Source organism: Butyrivibrio sp., assembly GCF_017433805.1.
GTDB lineage: Bacteria > Bacillota > Clostridia > Lachnospirales > Lachnospiraceae > Butyrivibrio.
The window spans coordinates 139,083-160,038 of the sequence record NZ_JAFRGN010000040.1 but is presented as its reverse complement, the minus strand read 5'-3'; the positions used below and the strand labels follow the sequence as shown (position 1 = coordinate 160,038).

Sequence of the window (20,956 nt, the reverse complement as noted above, 5' to 3'; positions counted from 1 at the left end):
CAGAATACCAGAAAGTCGCTCAAGGCCGTAGATGTACTTGGAGTTACAGATATCGCAGGCTATCTGGGACTTAAGGTGGATGAAGCTGAGGCTGTGAGATTAAATGGCCTTACTGTTTCTAATCTGTTAAAAGAGCTGAATGACCTCAAGAAGGATGCTGATGGTAAGGTAAAAGAAGCCCAGACCAAGGCTGATGAACTTGAAGGTAAACTGACAGCGGCTGCTAATGACCTTAAGAATACAATAGGAAGACTTACGCCGGTAGCGATGAGTATCATAGAAGATGCTATAGAGCAGGGTGAAACTGGTGGAGGCCAGAGGGATGCTCAAGGCGGTGGAACAACAGCAGCAAGTGAGATAGCTAGCGCAGCAACGGGCGCAGTAACAGCAGCTACCGCTATACAGAATGCTCGCGGAACAAATGCAGCAGACGCTGTGGCTATTGAGAATATGACCCTGGCAGATGCTGGAGATACCGGCGCTTCTTATACAGTGGAACAGACAGGATATACATCCGATGGTGCAGGAGTTGCAGGAAATACTGAGGAAGCTGTATTTATCGAAGAAGAGGGCGCTCCACTTGCATCTGAGGCACAAGATGTTTCTGTAAAAGAAACAACGCAGGTTGTATCAGATGAAGAACAGCTTGTTACTATAGAAGATGAAAATACAGCACTTGCTGTGTCAGCAGAGTCTGATACTATTCCACAGAAGAAGAGCTGGTGGTGGCTTCTTATCATAGCTGTCCTTGGAGCAACTGGCGAAAAGATGTACAAAGATCATCTTAATAAAAAGAAAGAGTTTGATGATTTCGAAGAGTGAGTTATACTATAAAAAAGATTTGCCATAATTCTTTTGCATTCGTATAAATAGTTGAAAAAGAAAACAAGTGCATCTGAATTATATCAACAGGAGGCATATAATGGAGAAGAAATTATCAAGACTCTTTGATTTTCAAAAATTTGCTGGAAACAGTGAACTTGCAGATATTATTGCAGACGTTGACTCGAGATATCCCAAGGCACAGGTCTTGTCAGATGATGATCTGATGGATGTTGCAGCTGCGGGAACCTTCACTAGTGAGACCAAGAAGTTCACAGATAGAGACTGATCAAATTATAATAACGACATGATGATAAAAAAGGACCTCTTTTAAAGAGGTCCTTTCGTGTTATAATAGACCGCAAATAAAAAGGTAATGGAGGAAGGGTATGATCAACGAGAGCTACAAAAAGATGTTGGGAGCTAAGTCGGTTATCCGAGAACTGTCAGAGTATGCTACAGCAAGGGGCAAGGAAATCGGCTATGAAAATGTTTTTGATTTTAGTTTAGGTAATCCAAGTGTTGCTGTTCCACAGGAGTTTACTGATGAGATGATAAGACTCCTTGAGAACGAGGATACAATGACACTTCACGGATATACACCTAGTCTTGGTAATCCTCTTTATAAAGAGAGGATAGCAGAGTCTTTAAATGAGCGCTTTGGAATGAATTATGGTCCAGAGCATATCTTTCCTACTACAGGAGCTGCAGGTGCAATAGCTCATGCTGTCAGAGCGGTTACAGAGCCAGGAGATGAGGTACTTGCTTTTGCACCTTTCTTCCCTGAATATGGCCCATATATCACAGGTGCTGGTCTGAAGCTTAGTGTGGTTCCAGCTGATACAGAAACTTTCCAGATCAATTTTGATAAATTCCTTGAGATGATGAATGAGAAGGTTATGGCTGTTCTGGTCAACACACCTAACAACCCATCTGGAGTTGCTTATTCTACTGAGACACTCACAAGACTTTCTCAGATACTTACAGATAAATCCAAGGAGTATGGCCATACAATTTATCTTTTGTCTGATGAACCATATAGGGAAATCGTATTTAAGGGCGCAGATGCTCCTTATGTTTCCAAGTTCTATGACAATACACTCAGCTGCTACTCTTTTTCCAAGTCATTATCTCTTCCTGGAGAAAGAATTGGCTATGTAGCTGTTAATCCTGCTTGTGACGGTGCTGAATTCATCGTTCCTATGTGCGGACAGATTTCCAGAGGTACAGGACATAACTGCCCACCTTCAATCATACAGCAGGCTGTAGCCAAGGTATGTGGCATGACTGCAGATCTTTCTGTATATGAGACCAACATGAACATTATCTATGATACTCTTGTTGATCTTGGATTTACTGTTGTTAAGCCAGGTGGAACTTTCTATATCATGCCTAAGTCACTTGAGGAGAGTTCGATTGAATTCTGTAAAAAAGCTAAGGACTATGATCTGATCTTCGTGCCCACAGACGGTTTTGGAGCACCAGGCTTCTTTAGAATGGCTTATTGCATCGATACAGAGAAAGTAGAGCGTGCAATGGTGAGACTTAGGCAGTTTGTGAATGAGGTGTATAGATAAACCGCAATATTGCTGAATGAATCTTCTACTTTTGGACGAGAATGCGTTGACAATGCGGATTAAGGGGTGTAAACTCTATTTCGTAAACCACTTTATTGTTTTAGCGAGTCACATTACTTTTTAGTGATTTTTTTCTGACGAGGAGGAGAAGAGAAAATGGCTGAGATCAAGAAAGCAGTAGCAGCGGTTAAACCTGTTGCAGCAATTAAGACACCAGTAGTTACAGAGGCTAAGAAGGCTGAGGTTAAGGCTGAAGTTAAGACAGAAGCTAAGGCTGAGGTTAAGAAGGCAGTAGCACCAGCTAAGAAGCCTGCAGTTAAAAAGGCACCAGCTAAGACTGCTAAGAAACCTGCAGTTAAGAAGGCTGAAGATAAGAAGACAGCAGCACCAGCTAAGAAGGCACCTGCCAAGAAGACAGCTACAGCAGCTAAGAAGCCTGCAGCTAAGAAGGCACCTGCTAAGGCAGCAACAGCAGCTGTTAAGACTAACATCGTACTTCAGTATGCTGACAAGAATGTTACATTCGATACTCTTAGAGAGAATGCTGAGAATGTATATCAGTTCGATATGGGCAAGAACATTGCAGACATCAAGAAGCTTGACCTTTATGTTAAGCCTGAAGAGAACACAGTTTACTTTGTAGTTAACGACAAGGAACTTGGTAACTACGGTTTATAATTTCTGAAAAATATTTAGATGATAAGCCCTGGGTGGTTGCACAGCAACTATCTGGGGCTTAATTATTTGTTATAGACAGCTATAATATTTTAAATTTAGAATTTCTTTAGAATCTGTTAATATTTTCTTGACTTAAATTAATATGGCTTTTAAACTATAGATACGCTAGACATATTAATATATGTCTACTTTTTTTAGTCAAAATGCTTTACCACTTAAAAGCGATAATGGGGCGGCGCTTTAAACCAGATTAGTTTTGTCAGACATTTACGGAAAGCTGATAAAAACGTACTTTTTTATAAGTGCTTTTTATAAATAATGAGTGGAGGAAACGTGTATGAAAAGAAAAGTTGGACCCGCTAGGGTGCTCGCAGTGATCTTAAGTGCATCTTTTGCATTTACTAATGTTATCACTGCTGCAGCTACTTCTGGGGACGATGCAGCTTCTCTTTCTTCTAGCGAAGAAGAGGTGGTTTTCGAAGTAGACGAGCAGGAAGCTTCTGAAGAAGCAGAAGCCGCTACAGATGAAGCTACAGAAGATGCGTCTGTAGAAGAAGCTGAGTCAAAGGATGCGCCTTTATTTGAGAAGGTTGATCCTAAGGAAGAAGGACTTGAAGATCTTTCAACAGCTCTTGATGGGGAAGTAACAGAGCTGCCTGTAGAGGAGAAGGATCCAGAGGAACAGACTCGTGTCATCATCGTTATGGAAGGCGATGCTGTCCTTGATAAGGGATATGACACAGAGAACCTTGCTGATAACAGTGAGGCTATGAATCTTTCTGAGAGTATCATTGCTGAGCAGGAAGAGACAATTGAGAAGATTTCAGAGGAAGCTCTTGATGGAGAAGAGCTTGATGTCAACTACAACCTGTCTATCATTACAAACGCTGTATCAGCAGATGTTGCTTACAAGGATATTGAAAATATCGTAAATGTTGACGGTGTAGCAGCTGTTTACGTTGCTCAGAAGTATGACCCACAGGAGACAGTAGAGCCTATGACTATCACTTCTGGTGATATGGTAGGAAGCTACTCTGCTTGGGCTACTGGTTATACAGGAGCAGGCACAAGAATTGCTATCATCGATACAGGTATTGATGCAGATCATCCATCTTTCGATGCTGGTGCTTTTGATGCTCACTTAAGTGAGACAGCAGAAGCTGCAGGTAAGACAGTTGCTGATTATTCACTTCTTACAGCTGAAGAGATCGCAAATGTTCTTCCTAATCTTAACGTTTCACAGAGAAGCGCAGGCGTTTCTGCTGAAGATCTTTATCTTAATGAAAAGATTCCATTTGCATTTAACTATGTAGATAAGAACCTTGATGTAACACATGATAACGATGACCAGGGTGACCATGGTACACACGTATCTGGTATCTCAACAGCTAACTACTATGTTCCTGACGGAAGCGACGAAGGTGGCTACGGAAGACAGCAGGTTGGCGTTGTAGGTATTGCTCCTGATGCACAGCTTATTACCATGAAGGTATTTGGCTCAAATGGTGGCGCATACAGTGATGACTACATGGCAGCTATCGAGGATGCTCTCCTTCTTAAGGCTGATGTAGTTAACCTTTCACTTGGTTCAAGTGCTGCTGGTTATTCTTCAGATTCTGAGGATTATATCAATGATATCTTCAAGAAGCTCGAGGGAACAAGCACAGTAGTATCCATCTCAGCTGGTAACTCAGGACGTTGGGCTGATGACTCATCATTTGGAGTTAACCTTAGCAAGGATGTTAACATGGATACAGTAGGATCACCTGGATCTTACACAAATGCTCTTACAGTTGCTAGTGCTGTTAATAACGGAATGGTTGGTAACTACTTTGCAACAGCTGATGGCAAGAAGATCTTCTATTCAGATGGTAGCGATACATACGCTCCTAAGTTCGAGACACTTGATGTAAACGGCAATGGAACTGAGTATCCATTCGTTCTTATTTCAGGTAAGGGTCTTCCTGAGGACTACGAGGGTATCGATGTTACAGATAAGATCGTATTTGTTCAGCGTGGTGAGATCACATTTGGTAACAAGCAGATGAACGCTGAAGCAGCTGGCGCTAAGGCTTGCGTAATCTACAACAATCAGCCAGGTACAATCAGCATGACACTTCAGGGAAGCACAGCTGTTATCCCATGCGTGTCCATCACACTTGCAGATGCTGAGAGCGTTGCAGCTTCTTCTGAGCAGATTGCTGAGAAAGCCTTTGCTGGAACACTTACAGTAACATCTCAGATCGGTGTTAAGGTTGATACAGCTGATGGCTATACAATGAGTGACTTCTCATCATATGGTGTACCAGGAACTCTTGATCTTAAGCCAGAAATCACAGCACCAGGTGGAAACATCTATTCAACAAGAGACAATGGTACATATGGCCTTATGAGTGGAACATCTATGGCTGCTCCTTCTATTTCAGGTCAGAGTGCACTTGTAGAGCAGTATATCCGTGAGAATGGTCTTGCTGACAAGACTGGTCTTTCAGTTCGTACACTTGCTCAGTCTCTCTTAATGGCAACAGCTATTCCTCTTCACGAGGGTAACGATGCAAGCGCTCCTGAGTTCTCACCTAGATCGCAGGGTGCAGGTCTTGCAAATGTTTACAATGCAGTAACTTCTCCTTCATATATTCTTGTTGGCGACAAGGCTGGCAACGACGGTAAGGTTAAGGCTGTTCTTGGAGATGATCCTGAGAAGACTGGTAACTATAGCTTCTCATTTGATGTTTATAACCTGACAGATGTTCCTCAGTACTATGTACTTGACTCTTCTGTATTGACAGAGGAACTCTATAATTCATCAGGCGTAACATTCTTCATGGGTAGATCACATGAACTTAAGCCATCAGTATCATTTACATCAAGCGATGCAGGTCTTGTATACGATGTTAATGAGGATGGTGCCGTAGATGGAGCAGATAGAAAGATCTTCCTTCAGGCAATCAATGGTTCAGTTGATGTTCCTGTAATTGAGCAGAACCAGGAATACTTCGACCTTAATAAGGATGGTGTTCTTAATACTAAGGACGTATATCTCCTTGGAAGACAGCTTCATGGTAAGGCTAATGTAGCAAACCTTGATCTTAAGCTTGTTAAGGTTACTGACAGCACAAAGATCGATGTTCAGATCACACTTTCAGATTCTGACAGAGCATATCTTGCAGGATTTGAAAATGGTATTTATGTAGACGGTTTCGTTTATGTAAATGGTAATGTTGACCTTTCAGTTCCTTTCCTTGCTTTCTATGGAAGCTGGATGGATTCATCAATGTATGATAACTTCGACTTCATGGAAGCAATGCACAATGATAATTACGGCGGACAGTCTTACGTAGGAATGGCTAAGACTAACTTCCTGTCAATATACCCATATGGTGATTTCTCTGATGATAACGAGATGTACTACATCCCTAACCTCTTCACAGATGATGACCAGTATATTCCAGACAGAAATGCAATTAGTTCAGTTAACGGAACAGCACTTGGTAGCATGTACTACTCACTTATCAGAAATGCTAGCAGAGTAATCATGACTATTACTGATAGAAATACTGGAGAGAAGTATTTCGATCATACAGAATATGAGAACTATGCAGCATTCATTTACCAGGGTCAGTGGGAGAACTACATTCAGTGGCAGGATCTTCACTGGGCAGGTACTGATGCGGAGGGTAACCCTCTTGCAGACGATGTAGAAGTTGACGTTACTATCGAAGCAGTTCCTAGTTACTATGATGATGTAGAAGATGCTTCTACACTTACAGGTAAGGGACTTTACATTACAACACCTCTTACTATCGATAACACTGATCCAGAAATTACAGACGCTTACATGTTAGAAGATGGTAAGTTTGAGATTGTTCTTCAGGATAACAGATATACTGCTGCTGTACTTGTACTTGATAAGGATGGAAATATCCTTGGCAAATATTCTGTAAATCAGACAGAAAAGGGTGCTGAGGTACCTGTAGCTATCGAAGCCCCAGCAGATGTATTCTATGTAGAAGTATTCGACTATGCTCTTAACGGTTCAGTATACCGCTTCAACAACACAGGACATGCTGATACCAAGTATGTATCAGAGATCTCTGTTGACCAGTCAGAAGTTACTGTAAGAGAGCGTAGCAGAGTTCAGGTAAATGCGACAGTTGGTCCTAGATGGCTTGAAGAAGGCTATGATGAAGTTGAGTGGTCATCTGAGGATACAAAGATTGCTACAGTAAACCAGAGCGGTGTCATCACTGGTGTTAAGGAAGGCGAGACTGTTGTTAAGGTTACAACAGTTTATACTGATGAAGAAGGCAACCACCTTACAGCAGAAGTAAAGGTAACAGTTACAAAGCGTGGTGGCAGAAATGATGAAGAGGATCCAGAGGATTCTGCAACAGTTGAGAGTTCAGAGGATGCTTCAACAGTTGAGGCTAGCACAGATGAGACAGTAGATGAGGCTGTTGAGGATTCAACAGAGGAAGTACTGTTTGATATCACAAATGAAGAAGAGAAAGAAGAAGCTGTAGAGGCTTCTTCAGAAACTAATGTAGAGGATTCAGAGGCATCTGCAGAGGCAGCTTCAGAAGAGGCTACAGAAGGAGGAGAGAATGATGATTAAGACTATTAAAAGAGCATTCGTTCTCGGAATGACTTCACTTATTCTTTTTACTGGACTGCCTGCAACAGCTGTACATGCGGCTGACAGTGCACCAGTTCATACAGTAGCAACTGTTTCAGGTAAGGAAAGTGATCCTGTTGTTACATATGAAGTTAAGCTTGATAAGACAAGAGTAACTGATGGAAGATTGGCAGTTACATATGATCCAGCAGTACTTACACTTGTTAAGGCTAAGGGAAATGTCAATTTCGAAGAAAAGGATTTCAATAAGGATTACAAGGAAGGCGAGCGTGCAGGTGCTTCTTACGCATTCGTACACGATATGGGCAAATACGTAAAGGGCGATCTTATCACTATTACATTCAAGGTTAATGTAGGTGTTGAGAAGCAGGAGACAGCTCTCAGAGCAGAAATATTCCAGCTTAGCGATGGCGAGAAGGATGTTGTTTCTGATCTTTTCCTTGAGGATGTTGTTGAAGTTGGAAGACCTGAGCTTAAGGCTCCTCAGAATGTAACACTTTCACAGTCTGTTCTTGGCGTAGAAATAGAATGGGATGAGGATCCAGCTGCTGACGGTTACACAGTTTATCGTTCAGCATCCAAGGATGGAGAATACGGAGTAGTTGGTTCAACTAAGGGTAACAGCTATACAAACGTTTGGGTAAATAAGAATAGAACTTATTACTACAAAGTTGTTGCTTACCAGCAGTATGAAAAGAACGAGAAGGTATACTCAGAAGCATCTGAGCCTGTATCTATCAAAGTTCAGAGCTTACTTGCAGCTGTAATTGGTAACTAATATTCAGAAAAAGATGGGAGTCTGTTCATTTTGAGCAGGCTCCTATTTCTTTTTTATATATAAGGAAAAGAAATTAACAGTTATTTTACAAATGTAATGTTGACATGAGAGCTTCATAGTGATAATTTATGATACAGAAGATGTTAGCACTCAAATGAAGTGAGTGCTAACACTCCAAAAAATATACCATTCCAATGAATTTACCGGTGAATGCAGAGGAAGGGCTTATGGAATTAGACGAGAGAAAAAGAAAAATTCTTCATGCTATAGTTAAGAACTATTTGGAGACAGGCGAGCCAGTAGGCAGCCGCACAATTTCCAAGTATACAGATCTTAATCTTAGCTCAGCTACTATCAGAAATGAGATGGCAGACCTTGAGGAAATGGGGCTTATTCTTCAGCCTCATACATCAGCTGGTCGTATCCCTTCAGATCAGGGCTACAGAGTATATGTAGACGAGATGCTCAGGGATAAGGAACAGGAAGTTGAGAACATGAAGGAGATGCTTCTTGATAAGGAAGCGAAGCTTGAGAATCTTCTCAAACAGGTAGCCAAGACACTGGCGATTGATACTAATTACGCCACAATGATCTCAGCGCCTCAGATCAGGAAGAACAAACTTAAATTCATACAGATATCCAAGGTTGATGATGAGCACCTTCTTGCTACTATCGTAATAGAAGGCAACGTAATCAAGAACAAGATCATTCCAGTTGAGGAAGTTCTGGATGATGCCACAATGCTCAAGCTCAACATTCTCATGAATACAAGGCTTGATGGTCTTGCAGTTGAGGATATTAACCTGGGACTGATTGCTGCAGTCAAGCAGGAAGCGGGAATACACAGTGAGATCATTGGTAATGTCATTGATGCAGCTGCTGAGTCCATAACAGCTGATGAAGATCTTCAGATCTACACAAGTGGCACGATGAATATCTTCAAGTATCCTGAGCTTACAGATTCTACCAAGGCAAGCGAACTGATCAGTACCTTTGAGGATACCAAGGATCTGTCCAGTATTGTAGAGGGAACTCTTTCAGCTGAGACAGAGGAGACAGGCATCCAGGTTTATATCGGTAATGAGACTCCAGTTCAGGCTATGAAGGATTGTAGCGTGGTAACAGCTACCTACGAGCTTGGAGATGGTATGAAGGGAACCGTTGGTATCATCGGTCCTAAGAGAATGGATTACGACAAGGTAATCTCGACACTTAAGAATATGAGACATGCGCTTGATGACTTGTACAAGAAGAACTAGCTTATGGAGCGCAAATTGATATAGAAAGTTTTTTAGGAGGCAGTTGATTTGAGTAACACAGAGAACAAGAAGCCAGTCAGCGAGCAGGACAAAGAGGTCCTTGAGAATATCATGGAAGAACTTGAGGAAGAAGCCAAAGAGAAAGCTGAGAACGAGGCTGCAGAGGCTGAGAAGGCCGAAGCAGAAGAGTCTAGGGCTGAGGAAGCTGATACAGAGGAAAATACAGAAAAAGCTTCTGATGAAAGCGCTGAAGGCAAGGAAGATAAGGAACACAAGAAAAAGAATCCTTTTGCCAAGAAGGATAAGAAAGATCCACTTAAGGAAAAAGTTGACGAACTCAATGACAAAGTTCTTCGTCAGATGGCTGAGTTCGATAACTTCAGGAAGAGAACGGAAAAAGAGAAGGCTCAGATGTTTGAGCAGGGCCAGAGTAATGTCCTTGAGAAGCTCCTTCCTGTAATAGATAATTTTGAGAGAGGTCTCGCAGCAGTTCCAGAAGAAGAAAAAGATGGAGCTTTTGCAGATGGTATGAACAAGATATACAAGCAGCTTGTTAAACAGCTTGAGGATCTTGGAGTAACCCCTATTGAAGCTGTGGGTAAGGAATTCGATCCTAATCTTCACAATGCAGTAATGCAGGTTGAGAGTCAGGAGTATGAATCAGGAGTAGTTGCACAGGAACTTCAAAAGGGATATATGTTCCACGACACCGTGCTCAGACATAGCATGGTAGGTGTTACCGCATAAATAATACTGGAGAGATCCAGCGACATGAATAATTGATAAGTTAAACGGAGGAAAAATAATATGAGTAAGATTATCGGTATCGATCTTGGTACAACAAATAGCTGTGTAGCAGTTATGGAAGGCGGACAGCCAACAGTTATCGCTAACGCAGAAGGCGCTAGAACAACACCTTCTATCGTAGCTTTCACAAAGAATGGTGAGAGAATTGTTGGTGAGCCAGCTAAGCGTCAGGCAGTTACAAATGCTGACAACACAATCGCATCAATTAAGAGAGACATGGGTACAGACAACGGTCGTACAATTGATGGCAAGAAATATTCTCCTCAGCAGATTTCAGCTATGATTCTTCAGAAGCTTAAGGCTGATGCAGAACAGTATCTCGGCGAAAAAGTTACAGAGGCAGTTATCACAGTTCCTGCTTACTTCAACGACGCACAGCGTCAGGCTACTAAGGATGCTGGTAAGATCGCAGGTCTTGAGGTAAAGAGAATTATCAACGAGCCTACAGCAGCAGCTCTTGCTTATGGTCTTGATAACGAGAAAGAGCAGAAGATCATGGTTTATGACCTTGGTGGTGGTACATTCGACGTATCTATCATTGATATCGGCGATGGCGTTATCGAAGTTCTTTCAACAAACGGTGATACACTCATTGGTGGTGATGACTTTGACCAGGCAATCATCAACTGGATGGTTCAGGATTTCAAGAATAAAGAGGGCGTAGATCTTTCAGGCGATAAGATGGCTATGCAGAGACTTAAGGAAGCTGCAGAGAAGGCTAAGAAGGAACTTTCTTCTTCTACAACAACAAACATCAACCTTCCTTTCATTTCAGCAGGCGCTGATGGCCCTAAGCACTTCGATGTAGACCTTACAAGAGCTAAGTTCGAAGAGCTTATCCATGATCTTGTTGAGAGAACAGCTATTCCTGTTCAGAACGCTATGAAGGATGCAGGTCTTACAAACTCAGATATCGGCAAGGTTCTCCTTGTTGGTGGTTCAACACGTGTTCCTTGCGTAGTTGAGAAGGTTAGACAGCTTACAGGCCAGGAGCCTTCCAAGAACCTTAACCCTGATGAGTGCGTAGCTATCGGTGCTTCTATCCAGGGTGGTAAGCTCGCAGGAGATGCAGGCGCAGGTGATATCCTTCTTCTTGATGTAACACCTCTTTCACTTTCTATCGAGACAATGGGTGGTGTTGCTACAAGACTTATCGAGCGTAACACAACAATTCCTACCAAGAAGAGCCAGGTATTCTCAACAGCTGCTGATAACCAGACAGCCGTAGATATCAACGTACTTCAGGGTGAGAGACAGTTCGCTAAGGACAACAAGTCACTTGGACAGTTCAGACTTGATGGAATTCCTCCAGCAATGAGAGGAGTACCTCAGATCGAGGTTACATTCGATATCGATGCAAACGGTATCGTTAACGTATCAGCTAAGGATCTCGGAACAGGCAAGGAGCAGCACATCACAATCACAGCTGGTTCTAACATGTCTGACGAGGATATCGATAAGGCTGTTAAAGAGGCTCAGGAGTATGAGGCTCAGGATAAGAAGCGTAAGGAAGGAATCGATGCTCGTAACGATGCAGATGCATTCGTATTCCAGACAGAGAAGGCTATTCAGGAAGTTGGCGACAAAATCGACGCTTCTCAGAAGCAGACTGTAGAAGATGATATCAAGGCTCTCAAGGATCTCCTTGAGCAAACTAAGGATAAGGAGCTTTCAGACTCAGAGATTGATTCACTCAAGAGCCAGAAAGAGAAGCTCATGAACGATGCTCAGGCACTGTTCGCTAAGATGTATGAGAACGTTCAGGGTGCAGCTGGTGCAGGCCCAGATATGGGTGCAGGCGCAGGTCCTGATATGGGTGGTGCTTCACAGAACACTTCATCAGATGACAACGTTGTTGATGGAGATTACAGAGAGGTATAACTCTTTTCACATTTCATTTTACTGATGATGGTATTATACTGTTACTATCCACTGCGAAGGTGTGGTGGGTAGTAGCAGTATGCTTATTATTTAGATATATTCAGGAGTAATATGGCAGAACAGAAGCGTGATTATTATGAAGTCCTTGGCGTCAGCAAGGGTGCCAGTGAGGACGAAATTAAAAAGGCATACAGAGTGCTTGCCAAGAAGTATCATCCAGATATGAATCCTGGAGATGCGGAAGCGGCCGAGAAATTCAAGGAAGCATCAGAGGCATACGCTGTACTGAGTGATCCAGAGAAGAGACGTCAGTATGATCAGTTTGGTCATGCTGCCTTCGATGGTGGTCAGGGCGGCTTTGGCGGCTTTGATTTCAATGGAGCTGATTTCGGAGATATTTTTGGTGATATCTTTGGGGATTTCTTTGGCGGTGGCAGATCCAGAGGCGGAGCAAGAACAGGCCCTTCCAAGGGAGCTAATTTGCGTGCCAGCGTGAGAATTACATTCCTCGAGGCTGTATTTGGATGTGAGAAAGAGCTTGAGCTTACTATCAAGGATCCATGCCCTACATGTCATGGTACAGGTGCTAAGCCAGGAACTACTGCTCAGACATGTTCTAAGTGCGGTGGTAAGGGACAGATTGTATATACACAGCAGTCATTCTTTGGAACAGTCAGAAATGTTCAAACATGTCCAGAGTGTGGTGGTACTGGTAAGGTTATCAAGGAGAAGTGCGTAGATTGCCACGGAACAGGATATATTGCCAGCAGGAAGAAGATCAAGGTTACTATTCCAGCAGGTATAGATAATGGCCAGAGTGTCAGAATCAGAGAAAAGGGTGAGCCAGGAATCAATGGCGGACCTAGAGGAGACCTCCTGGTTGAGGTTGTTGTATCAGATCATCCTATCTTCCAAAGAGAAGGCTACGATATCTATTCTGTAGTTCCTATGTCATTTGCTATTGCTACACTTGGTGGCACAGTTATCATTGATACAGTAGATGGTAAGGTTGCTTATGACGTTAAGCCTGGAACTCAGACTGATACAAGAGTAAGACTTCGTGGTAAGGGTGTTCCTTCACTCAGAGACAAGGATACAAGAGGAGATCACTATGTAACTCTTGTAGTTCAGATTCCTGAGAAGATTTCCAAGGAAGCCAAAGACCTTCTCAAGCAGTTTGATGAGAAGACAGGAGATTCCCTTGGCGCAGCTGACAGAGTTATGGGTAGCAGTGATGATAAGGGCCCAGACAACGGCGGCAAAAAGAAGAAGGGATTCTTCAAGTAAAATTCATAATTAATTGACAGATATGTTATACTTCCGTAGTTAAAGTAGTGTATATTTAACTACGGAAGTATTTGTGCGTTTATAGTATAGAGGGCTGATTATATGAAATGGATGAGATTTAGAGTACGTACTAATGAGGAATCTGAAGATATCATCATAAGTTATTTAGAGGATATAGGCTTAGAGGGAGCACAGATTGAGGATAATGCTCCTCTTTCAGCTGCTGACAAGGAGCAGATGTTCATTGATGCTCCAGAGCTTGAGCCAGATGAAAAAGATAGCGGAATAGAGAGTGGTGTGGCTTATCTTAATTTCTTTGTTGAGATTGATGATGAGAACAACCTTACTGTTGAAGTTCCAAATGAAGACGGTGAATACGTCAAGGAAAAGAGAACCCCAGAGCAGATGCAGGCTGCTATCAGAGAGAAGCTTGATGAACTTAAGAGCTTCTCGGATATCGGAGATGGCACTATTTCTGTAGATGTTACAGAGGATATAGATTGGATCAACAACTGGAAGCAGTATTTCCACAAGTTCTATATAGACGACATTCTTGTTATTCCTTCCTGGGAGAAGGAAACACAGGACGACAAGGATAAGGCTGAAATGGTTCTGCATATTGATCCAGGAACAGCTTTTGGAACAGGTATGCATGAGACAACACAGCTCTGCATCAGAATGCTCAAGAAGTATGTAACTCCTGAGACAGAGCTTCTCGATGTAGGAACAGGAAGCGGTGTTTTATCAATCCTTGCTCTTATGTTTGGTGCCAAGCACGCTGTGGGTACTGACCTTGATAAGTGCGCAGTTCCTGCAGTTAAAGAGAACATGGAGAACAACGGAATTCCAGCTGATAAGTTTGACATGATGATCGGTAATATCATCGATGACAAGAAGGTTCAGGATACAGTTGGCTATGACAAGTATGATATTGTAGTTGCCAATATTCTTGCCAATGTCCTTGTTCCTCTTACTCCAGTTATTTTGAATCAGCTCAAACAGGGTGGTATTTACATAACATCTGGTATTATTAACACCAAAGAGGAAGAGGTTAAAAAAGCGCATCTTGATGCTGGACTTGAGATTCTTGAGATCCATCATCAGGGAGACTGGGTTTCAATCACTTCGAGGAAAAACTGATGTATCACTTTTTTGTTGAGAACAGTCAGCTCACACCTGACTTTAAAAATGTTGAGATTACAGGAAATGATTACAATCATATAGCTAATGTTCTTCGAATGCAGAAGGGAGAACAGTTTTCTGTCAGCATAAGAGACGATGACGAGGGTAAGGAGATCTTTTACGAGATCGAAGAGATTACTGATTCCAGCGTTATAGGTAAGCTATGCTTCATCGAGAAGGTTGGTAACGAGCTTCCTTCCAAGATATATCTTTTCCAGGGGCTTCCCAAGGTGGATAAGATGGAGCTTATCATTCAGAAGGCGGTTGAACTCGGTGCATTTCAGGTTATTCCAATGTCTACCAAGAGATGCGTTGTTAAGCTTGATGAAAAGAAGGCAGAGAACAAGATAAAGAGATGGCAGGCTATTTCCGAGGCTGCAGCCAAGCAGAGCAAGAGGGCTATTATTCCGGAAGTTACTATGCCTATGACTATGAAGCAGGCAGTAGAGATGGCAAAGAGTATGGATGTTAAGCTCATTCCGTACGAGAATGCCAAGGGAATAGAAGAGACTAAGCGACTTATTGAGGCTATTGAGCCTGGACAGAGCATTGCTATATTTATCGGACCGGAAGGTGGCTTTTCTGAGCAGGAGATTGACCTTTGCATGGAAAATGGTATAATGCCAATTACGCTTGGAAAGAGAATTTTGCGTACAGAGACAGCGGGATTTACGATTATTTCATGGCTTATGTATCATCTTGAGAAGTGATACAATGCCATATCAGCTAGTAATTATGTAATTTAAGGTAATCAGAGAAATGGAAGCATATTTAGACAATTCAGCTACAACCAGAGCCTTTGATGAAGTGGCAGCTGCTGTAGTTAAGACAATGACAGAAGAATACGGAAATGCCTCAAGTGTTCATCACATGGGAGCAGTTTCCACTGACAGAGTAGCAAAGGCAAGAGAGACGATAGCTACTACACTTAAGGTTGATCCACAGGAGATAATCTTTACTTCAGGTGGAACAGAATCAGATAACCTGGCTATCATAGGCGCTGCAAGAGCCAACAAGTGGCGCGGACAGCATATCATCACAACTTCAATCGAGCATCCTGCTATTCAGGAGACAACAACCTTTTTGGAAAAAGAAGGATTTGAGACAACCTACCTTCCTGTTGGACCAGACGGAGTAGTAGATATTGAAGACCTCAAGGCTGCCATCAGACCAGATACTATTCTTGTATCAATGATGTTTGTTAATAACGAGATCGGTGCCATAGAACCTATTGAGGAAGCTGGACGCATTATCAAGTCTATCAATCCTAACATTGTATTCCATGTAGATGCGGTTCAGGCTTATGGTAAAGTGCTTATCAGACCCAGGAGCATGAACATAGATCTTTTATCTGTGTCTGGACACAAGATTCATGGACCTAAGGGAATCGGATTTTTATATATCAAAAAGGGAACTAAGATCGTGCCTATATGCTATGGCGGTGGTCAGCAGAAGGGAATGAGATCTGGAACCGAGAATGTGCCTGGTATCGTGGGCTTAGCGCTCGCTGCCAAGATGTGCTACACAGACTTTGACCAGCATATTGCGCAGTTATATGAACTCAAGAAATATCTTGTTGACTCTTTAAATGAGAGATTGACTGATATTCAGATAAATGGACCTGAGGTTTCCAAGGGTGCGCCACACATTGTGAGCGTATCTATCAGAGGTCTGGCGGCAGAGACTGTCCTTAACATGCTCAGCAGCAAAGGAATTTATGTTTCTGCGGGAAGCGCCTGCACTTCTAATAACCCACACATTTCTGATACGCTCAAGGCTATTGGACTTGATAAGAATCTCCTGGAGTCAACGATCCGTATCAGTATGTCGGTTATGACAACCAGAGAAGAGATAGATTATTTATTGGATACACTTTGTTCACAGGTAGACACTATGAGGAAATTCTACCGCCACTAACCATTAGGAAGGAAAGTTTTATGCAGTACCATGCTTTTATAATCAAGTATGCAGAGATCGGAGTTAAGGGTAAGAACAGATACATTTTTGAAGAAGCCCTTGTTAAGCAGATAGAGAGAGTCCTTGCTAAGTGCGATGGCTCTTTTAGCGTATCTAGAGTTGCAGGAAGAATCTACATCGAGGCTGAAGGCTTTGATTTCAATGAGGTTGTAGATCAGCTTGGAACAGTATTTGGCGTTACTGGAATCTGCCCAGCTGTTACTATCAACAGAGATGGAGAGAACCACCTTCCTGATATCGACGGTGTTACTAAGGCAGTTCTTGATTTCATCGATGGAGTTTACCCAGACAAGCACAAGACCTTTAAAGTTAAGGTCCGCAGAGTAGATAAGAGCTATCCTATGGATTCAATGGAGATGGGCGCTGAGCTTGGCGCAAGGATCCTTGATGCATATGAGGATATGAAGGTTGATGTGCATAATCCTGAGATCCTTTTAAATGTAGAGCTTAGAGAGAAACTTAATATTTTCTCTGAGATCATTCCTGGACCAGGTGGAATGCCAATTGGAACAGCTGGTAAGGCAATGCTTCTTTTGTCAGGTGGAATCGATTCTCCTGTTGCCGGATACATGGTTGCAAAAAGAGGTGTTGATATAGAGGCGATCTATTTCAATGCACCACCATATACTAGTGAGCAGGCTAAGCAGAAGGTTGTTGATCTTGCCGGAGTTGTAGCTAAATACACAGGTAAGGTAAGACTTCATGTTATCAACTTTACTGACATTCAGATGTACATTTATGAGAAGTGTCCACATGATGAGCTTACTATCATCATGAGAAGATATATGATGAAGATCGCTGATATCATCGCAGGCCAGACTGGCTGTATGGGACTTATCACAGGTGAGAGTATTGGACAGGTTGCATCTCAGACAATGCAGAGCATTATGTGCACAGGCGAGGTTGTAACTGATATGCCTGTTTATAGACCACTTATCGCTTTTGACAAGCAGGACATTGTTGATATCTCTGTTAAGATCGATGCTTACGAGACATCTATCCTTCCATATGAGGACTGTTGCACAATATTCGTTGCCAAGCATCCTGTAACCAAGCCAAGACTTGATATTATCAAGAAACACGAGGAGAACCTCGCAGAGAAGATTGATGAGCTTATGAAAGTGGCTCTTGAGACTGATGAGATTATCACAATCGAGAAATAAGGAAACGAAAAGACCATCTTAAACCGAAGTTTAGGATGGTCTGTAATATCTTTTTGAAATGGATCTAATCCATTAAGAATTAGATCATATAAGGCTTGAGAATCTCAAGAACCTCATCTGCTCCGTCTTCTGCATGGATATTGAGATCGATTGGCTTAGAAAGATCCAATGAGAAAATACCCATAATAGACTTAGCGTCGATAACGTATCTTCCTGAAACGAGATCGAAATCGTAATCGAACTTCGTAATATCGTTTACAAAAGATTTAACCTTATCGATAGAATTTAAAGAAATTTTAACGGTCTTCATTGAGCAAATACCTCCTTCTTTTACATTTATAGTATACGTAGAAAAGATAAAAGTCAATGACTTAAGACCCAAAAGAAAATGAGTTTTATATAAAATTACGAGAGATTAGGTAAAATGTTAAACAATACACCAAATAACGTTAACGGAATGAGGGTTGCACTACACAACCTTGGCTGCAAAGTTAATAGCTATGAGATGGATGTAATGTCCATAAGACTTAGGGAAGCTGGCTGTGAGATTGTTCAGTTTACCGATAAGGCAGACATCTATATCATCAATACTTGCACTGTAACAAATATTGCGGACAGGAAATCTCGCCAGATGCTTCACAAAGCCAAGAAAGAGAATCCTGATTCTATCGTAGTAGCTGTCGGATGTTATGTTGAGACTGGTATCGACGGAGTCAAGAAGGATGAATGTGTTGACCTTGCTGTAGGTAATAACAAGAAGGCGGAAATTGTTGAAATATTGAACACTTTCCTGGAAGCCAGAGGAGAGTATGATGACAAGACTATTGGCGGAACTTCTATCATAGATATCAACCACACCAATGAATACGAGGAGATGCAGCTGTCTGAGATGCCTGAACACACAAGGGCATATATCAAGATTCAGGATGGCTGTAATCAGTTCTGCTCTTACTGCGTTATTCCTTACGCTAGAGGAAGAGTCCGCAGCAGAGAGATGGAGGACGTTCTTGCTGAGATCAAGGGACTTGTTCAGAAGGGGTGTAAAGAGGTTGTTCTGACTGGTATCCATATTGGCTCCTATGGAGTTGATAAGGGACAGCCAATGCTGGTAGATCTTGTTGAAAAGATTGCTGATATATCCGGAATTGAGAGAATAAGACTTGGATCCATTGAACCAAGGCTTGTTACACCTGAGAATACCAAGAGACTTGCTGCAATAGATAAGCTTTGTCCACATTTCCATCTGTCACTTCAGAGTGGCTGTGATTCTGTCCTCAAGAGAATGAACAGACATTATACAGCTGCAGAGTTTGAGGAGGGTGTAAGACTTCTTAGAGAAGCCTTTGACAGACCGGCTATAACAACTGATGTTATCGTTGGATTCCCTGGAGAAACAGAGGAAGAATTCGAGGAGTGCAGAGCCTTTGTAGAGAAGATCAACTTCTACGAGATGCACGTGTTCAAATATTCCCCTAGAAAGGGAACAGTGGCAGCAGGCATGAAGGAGCAGCTTACAGACAGAGAGAAAACTGCCAGAAGTGAAGTGCTTCTTAAGCTTACCAAAGAACAGTCTGAGATCTACAGAAACTCTTTTATCGGAGAAAAAGTAGGCGTTCTCTGGGAAGACTGCGAGGAAATAAAAGGAAAGCGATATATGATCGGACATACTGACAGATATGTCAGAGTTGCTGTTCTCGAAGGAAGTGAGAGATTTGAGAGTGCAGTTTCCGGAAACCTCACAACAGAGGCTATTCGCGGCTTCATCAATTCGGATACGTTGCTTATTTAAATTTGTTAGTGTAGAATTAATGTGTATATGCAATTGGATGTTAAGAGAGCAGATGAGTTTACTCTCTCAAAATAAATAACGAATGGAGAATAGATATGGCAGATCAGGATTTAGGAAATACCCAATATTTTAAGGTTGAGGTTGAACCAGAAACTGGTGTTAAGAAGGTTCTCTCTGTAGTTTATGATGCTCTTTTAGAGAAGGGATATAATCCGGTTAACCAGATTGTTGGATATATTATGTCTGGAGATCCTACATATATCACAAGCCATCAGGGAGCAAGAAGCCTTATCATGAAGGTTGAGCGTGATGAGCTCGTAGAGGAGATGCTCACAGAGTACATCAAGAGCAACGATTGGGCTAGGAAGTAATATGCGTATTATGGGTCTTGACTACGGTTCCAAGACAGTTGGAGTCGCTATTAGTGATGAGCTTTTATTGACAGCTCAGGGGCGAGAGATTATCCGTAGAAAAGAGGAAAATAAATTACGAAGAACTTTAGCGCGCATTGAGGAGCTTATTGTTGAGTATGGGGTTACCAAGATTGTTCTGGGGCTTCCACTCAATATGGACCAGACTCCCTCTGAGCGCTCACAGTTATGCCTGGAATTCAAGGACAAGATCGAGAGAAGAACAGGTATACCTGTTATTATGTGGGATGAACGTCTCACAACGGTAGAAGCTGACGAGATTATGGATGAGGCCGGTATTAAGGGACGAGACAGAAAAGAATACGTAGATATGATAGCAGCGCAGATCATACTTCAGGATTATCTGGATAATGCTGAGGACAAGGGTAAATAATCTGTGATTGCTGACAGATTTATATGAACGGAGAATATTTTGGAAAAGATTATTTTTAGTCCAGATGGCGAAGAGCCAGTAGAATTTTATTGTTTGGAACAGACTGTTATTGGTGCCAAGACTTACCTTCTTGTCACAGATGAGGAAGATGGTGACGGAGAAGCGCTTATTCTGCGCGACGACTCCGATATTAAAGATGAGCAGGCGCTTTATGCGATCGTAGACGATGACCTGGAACTTGAGGCAGTTGCAGGTGTATTTCGCAAGCTCCTTGCTGAGGATGATATAGATCTGGATATTTAACGGGGACTTTGGT

19 protein-coding genes are annotated in these 20,956 nt (G+C 42.2%); 18 read left to right on the top strand and 1 reads right to left on the bottom strand.

Annotation, left to right across the window (positions count from 1 at the left end):
* The 14 genes from IJI01_RS10910 to thiI form a co-directional block, all read left to right on the top strand.
* The coding region (locus IJI01_RS10910; protein ID WP_292190047.1) for a hypothetical protein at window positions 1-822 on the top strand (822 nt) is incomplete at its 5' end.
* 100 nt (window positions 823-922) lie between these two features.
* Entirely contained in the window at window positions 923-1,111 is a 189-nt protein-coding gene (locus tag IJI01_RS10905) for a hypothetical protein (RefSeq protein WP_292190045.1), read from the top strand.
* Between the two features lie 100 nt (window positions 1,112-1,211).
* Window positions 1,212-2,399: a pyridoxal phosphate-dependent aminotransferase gene (locus IJI01_RS10900; RefSeq protein WP_292190042.1), complete on the top strand. Its 1,188-nt coding sequence runs from the start codon at window positions 1,212-1,214 to the stop codon at window positions 2,397-2,399.
* Between the two features lie 156 nt (window positions 2,400-2,555).
* Window positions 2,556-3,077: a DUF6465 family protein gene (locus IJI01_RS10895; RefSeq protein WP_292190039.1), complete on the top strand. Its 522-nt coding sequence runs from the start codon at window positions 2,556-2,558 to the stop codon at window positions 3,075-3,077.
* A gap of 337 nt (window positions 3,078-3,414) precedes the next feature.
* Entirely contained in the window at window positions 3,415-7,692 is a 4,278-nt protein-coding gene (locus IJI01_RS10890; protein WP_292190036.1) for a S8 family serine peptidase, read from the top strand.
* Window positions 7,682-8,491 (top strand): hypothetical protein, encoded by an 810-nt coding sequence (locus IJI01_RS10885; protein WP_292190033.1) that lies wholly within the window; start codon window positions 7,682-7,684, stop codon window positions 8,489-8,491. The genes IJI01_RS10890 and IJI01_RS10885 overlap by 11 nt, the downstream gene beginning before the upstream one ends.
* Before the next feature lie 227 nt (window positions 8,492-8,718).
* Window positions 8,719-9,750, top strand: coding sequence for a heat-inducible transcriptional repressor HrcA (gene hrcA, locus IJI01_RS10880; protein ID WP_292190030.1), 1,032 nt, complete (start codon window positions 8,719-8,721; stop codon window positions 9,748-9,750).
* Window positions 9,751-9,798: 48 nt separating this feature from the next.
* Complete coding sequence (grpE, locus tag IJI01_RS10875; protein WP_292190027.1) at window positions 9,799-10,497, top strand: nucleotide exchange factor GrpE; 699 nt, start codon at window positions 9,799-9,801, stop codon at window positions 10,495-10,497.
* 60 nt (window positions 10,498-10,557) lie between these two features.
* Window positions 10,558-12,438, top strand: coding sequence for a molecular chaperone DnaK (gene dnaK, locus IJI01_RS10870; RefSeq protein WP_292190024.1), 1,881 nt, complete (start codon window positions 10,558-10,560; stop codon window positions 12,436-12,438).
* A gap of 111 nt (window positions 12,439-12,549) precedes the next feature.
* Window positions 12,550-13,725 (top strand): molecular chaperone DnaJ, encoded by a 1,176-nt coding sequence (gene dnaJ, locus IJI01_RS10865; protein ID WP_292190022.1) that lies wholly within the window; start codon window positions 12,550-12,552, stop codon window positions 13,723-13,725.
* Window positions 13,726-13,827: 102 nt separating this feature from the next.
* Entirely contained in the window at window positions 13,828-14,865 is a 1,038-nt protein-coding gene (prmA, locus tag IJI01_RS10860; protein WP_292190020.1) for a 50S ribosomal protein L11 methyltransferase, read from the top strand.
* Entirely contained in the window at window positions 14,865-15,617 is a 753-nt protein-coding gene (locus tag IJI01_RS10855; protein ID WP_292190017.1) for an RsmE family RNA methyltransferase, read from the top strand. Before prmA ends, IJI01_RS10855 begins: the two co-directional genes overlap by 1 nt.
* A 49-nt stretch (window positions 15,618-15,666) precedes the next feature.
* On the top strand, window positions 15,667-16,824 hold the full coding sequence (locus tag IJI01_RS10850) for a cysteine desulfurase family protein (RefSeq protein WP_292190014.1): 1,158 nt from the start codon (window positions 15,667-15,669) through the stop codon (window positions 16,822-16,824).
* A gap of 20 nt (window positions 16,825-16,844) precedes the next feature.
* Window positions 16,845-18,047 (top strand): tRNA uracil 4-sulfurtransferase ThiI, encoded by a 1,203-nt coding sequence (thiI, locus tag IJI01_RS10845; protein ID WP_292190011.1) that lies wholly within the window; start codon window positions 16,845-16,847, stop codon window positions 18,045-18,047.
* A 79-nt stretch (window positions 18,048-18,126) separates the two neighbouring features.
* Here the strand turns inward: thiI and IJI01_RS10840 are convergent, their stop codons facing one another.
* Window positions 18,127-18,357: an HPr family phosphocarrier protein gene (locus IJI01_RS10840; RefSeq protein WP_013282005.1), complete on the bottom strand. Its 231-nt coding sequence runs from the start codon at window positions 18,355-18,357 to the stop codon at window positions 18,127-18,129.
* A gap of 114 nt (window positions 18,358-18,471) precedes the next feature.
* Between IJI01_RS10840 and mtaB the strand changes: the two genes are divergently transcribed.
* The 4 genes from mtaB (at window position 18,472) to IJI01_RS10820 (ending at window position 20,943) form a co-directional block, all read left to right on the top strand.
* Window positions 18,472-19,836 carry a tRNA (N(6)-L-threonylcarbamoyladenosine(37)-C(2))-methylthiotransferase MtaB gene (gene mtaB / locus IJI01_RS10835; protein ID WP_292190007.1) on the top strand — a complete coding sequence of 455 codons (1,365 nt, stop codon included), beginning with the start codon at window positions 18,472-18,474 and terminating at the stop codon, window positions 19,834-19,836.
* A gap of 95 nt (window positions 19,837-19,931) precedes the next feature.
* A complete protein-coding gene (locus IJI01_RS10830) occupies window positions 19,932-20,207 on the top strand; it encodes an IreB family regulatory phosphoprotein (protein WP_013282003.1) in 276 nt (91 codons plus the stop codon).
* Between the two features lies 1 nt (window position 20,208).
* A complete protein-coding gene (ruvX, locus tag IJI01_RS10825; RefSeq protein ID WP_292190000.1) occupies window positions 20,209-20,640 on the top strand; it encodes a Holliday junction resolvase RuvX in 432 nt (143 codons plus the stop codon).
* 39 nt (window positions 20,641-20,679) lie between these two features.
* Entirely contained in the window at window positions 20,680-20,943 is a 264-nt protein-coding gene (locus IJI01_RS10820; protein ID WP_029231832.1) for a DUF1292 domain-containing protein, read from the top strand.
* The last annotated feature ends 13 nt before the right edge of the window (window positions 20,944-20,956 follow it).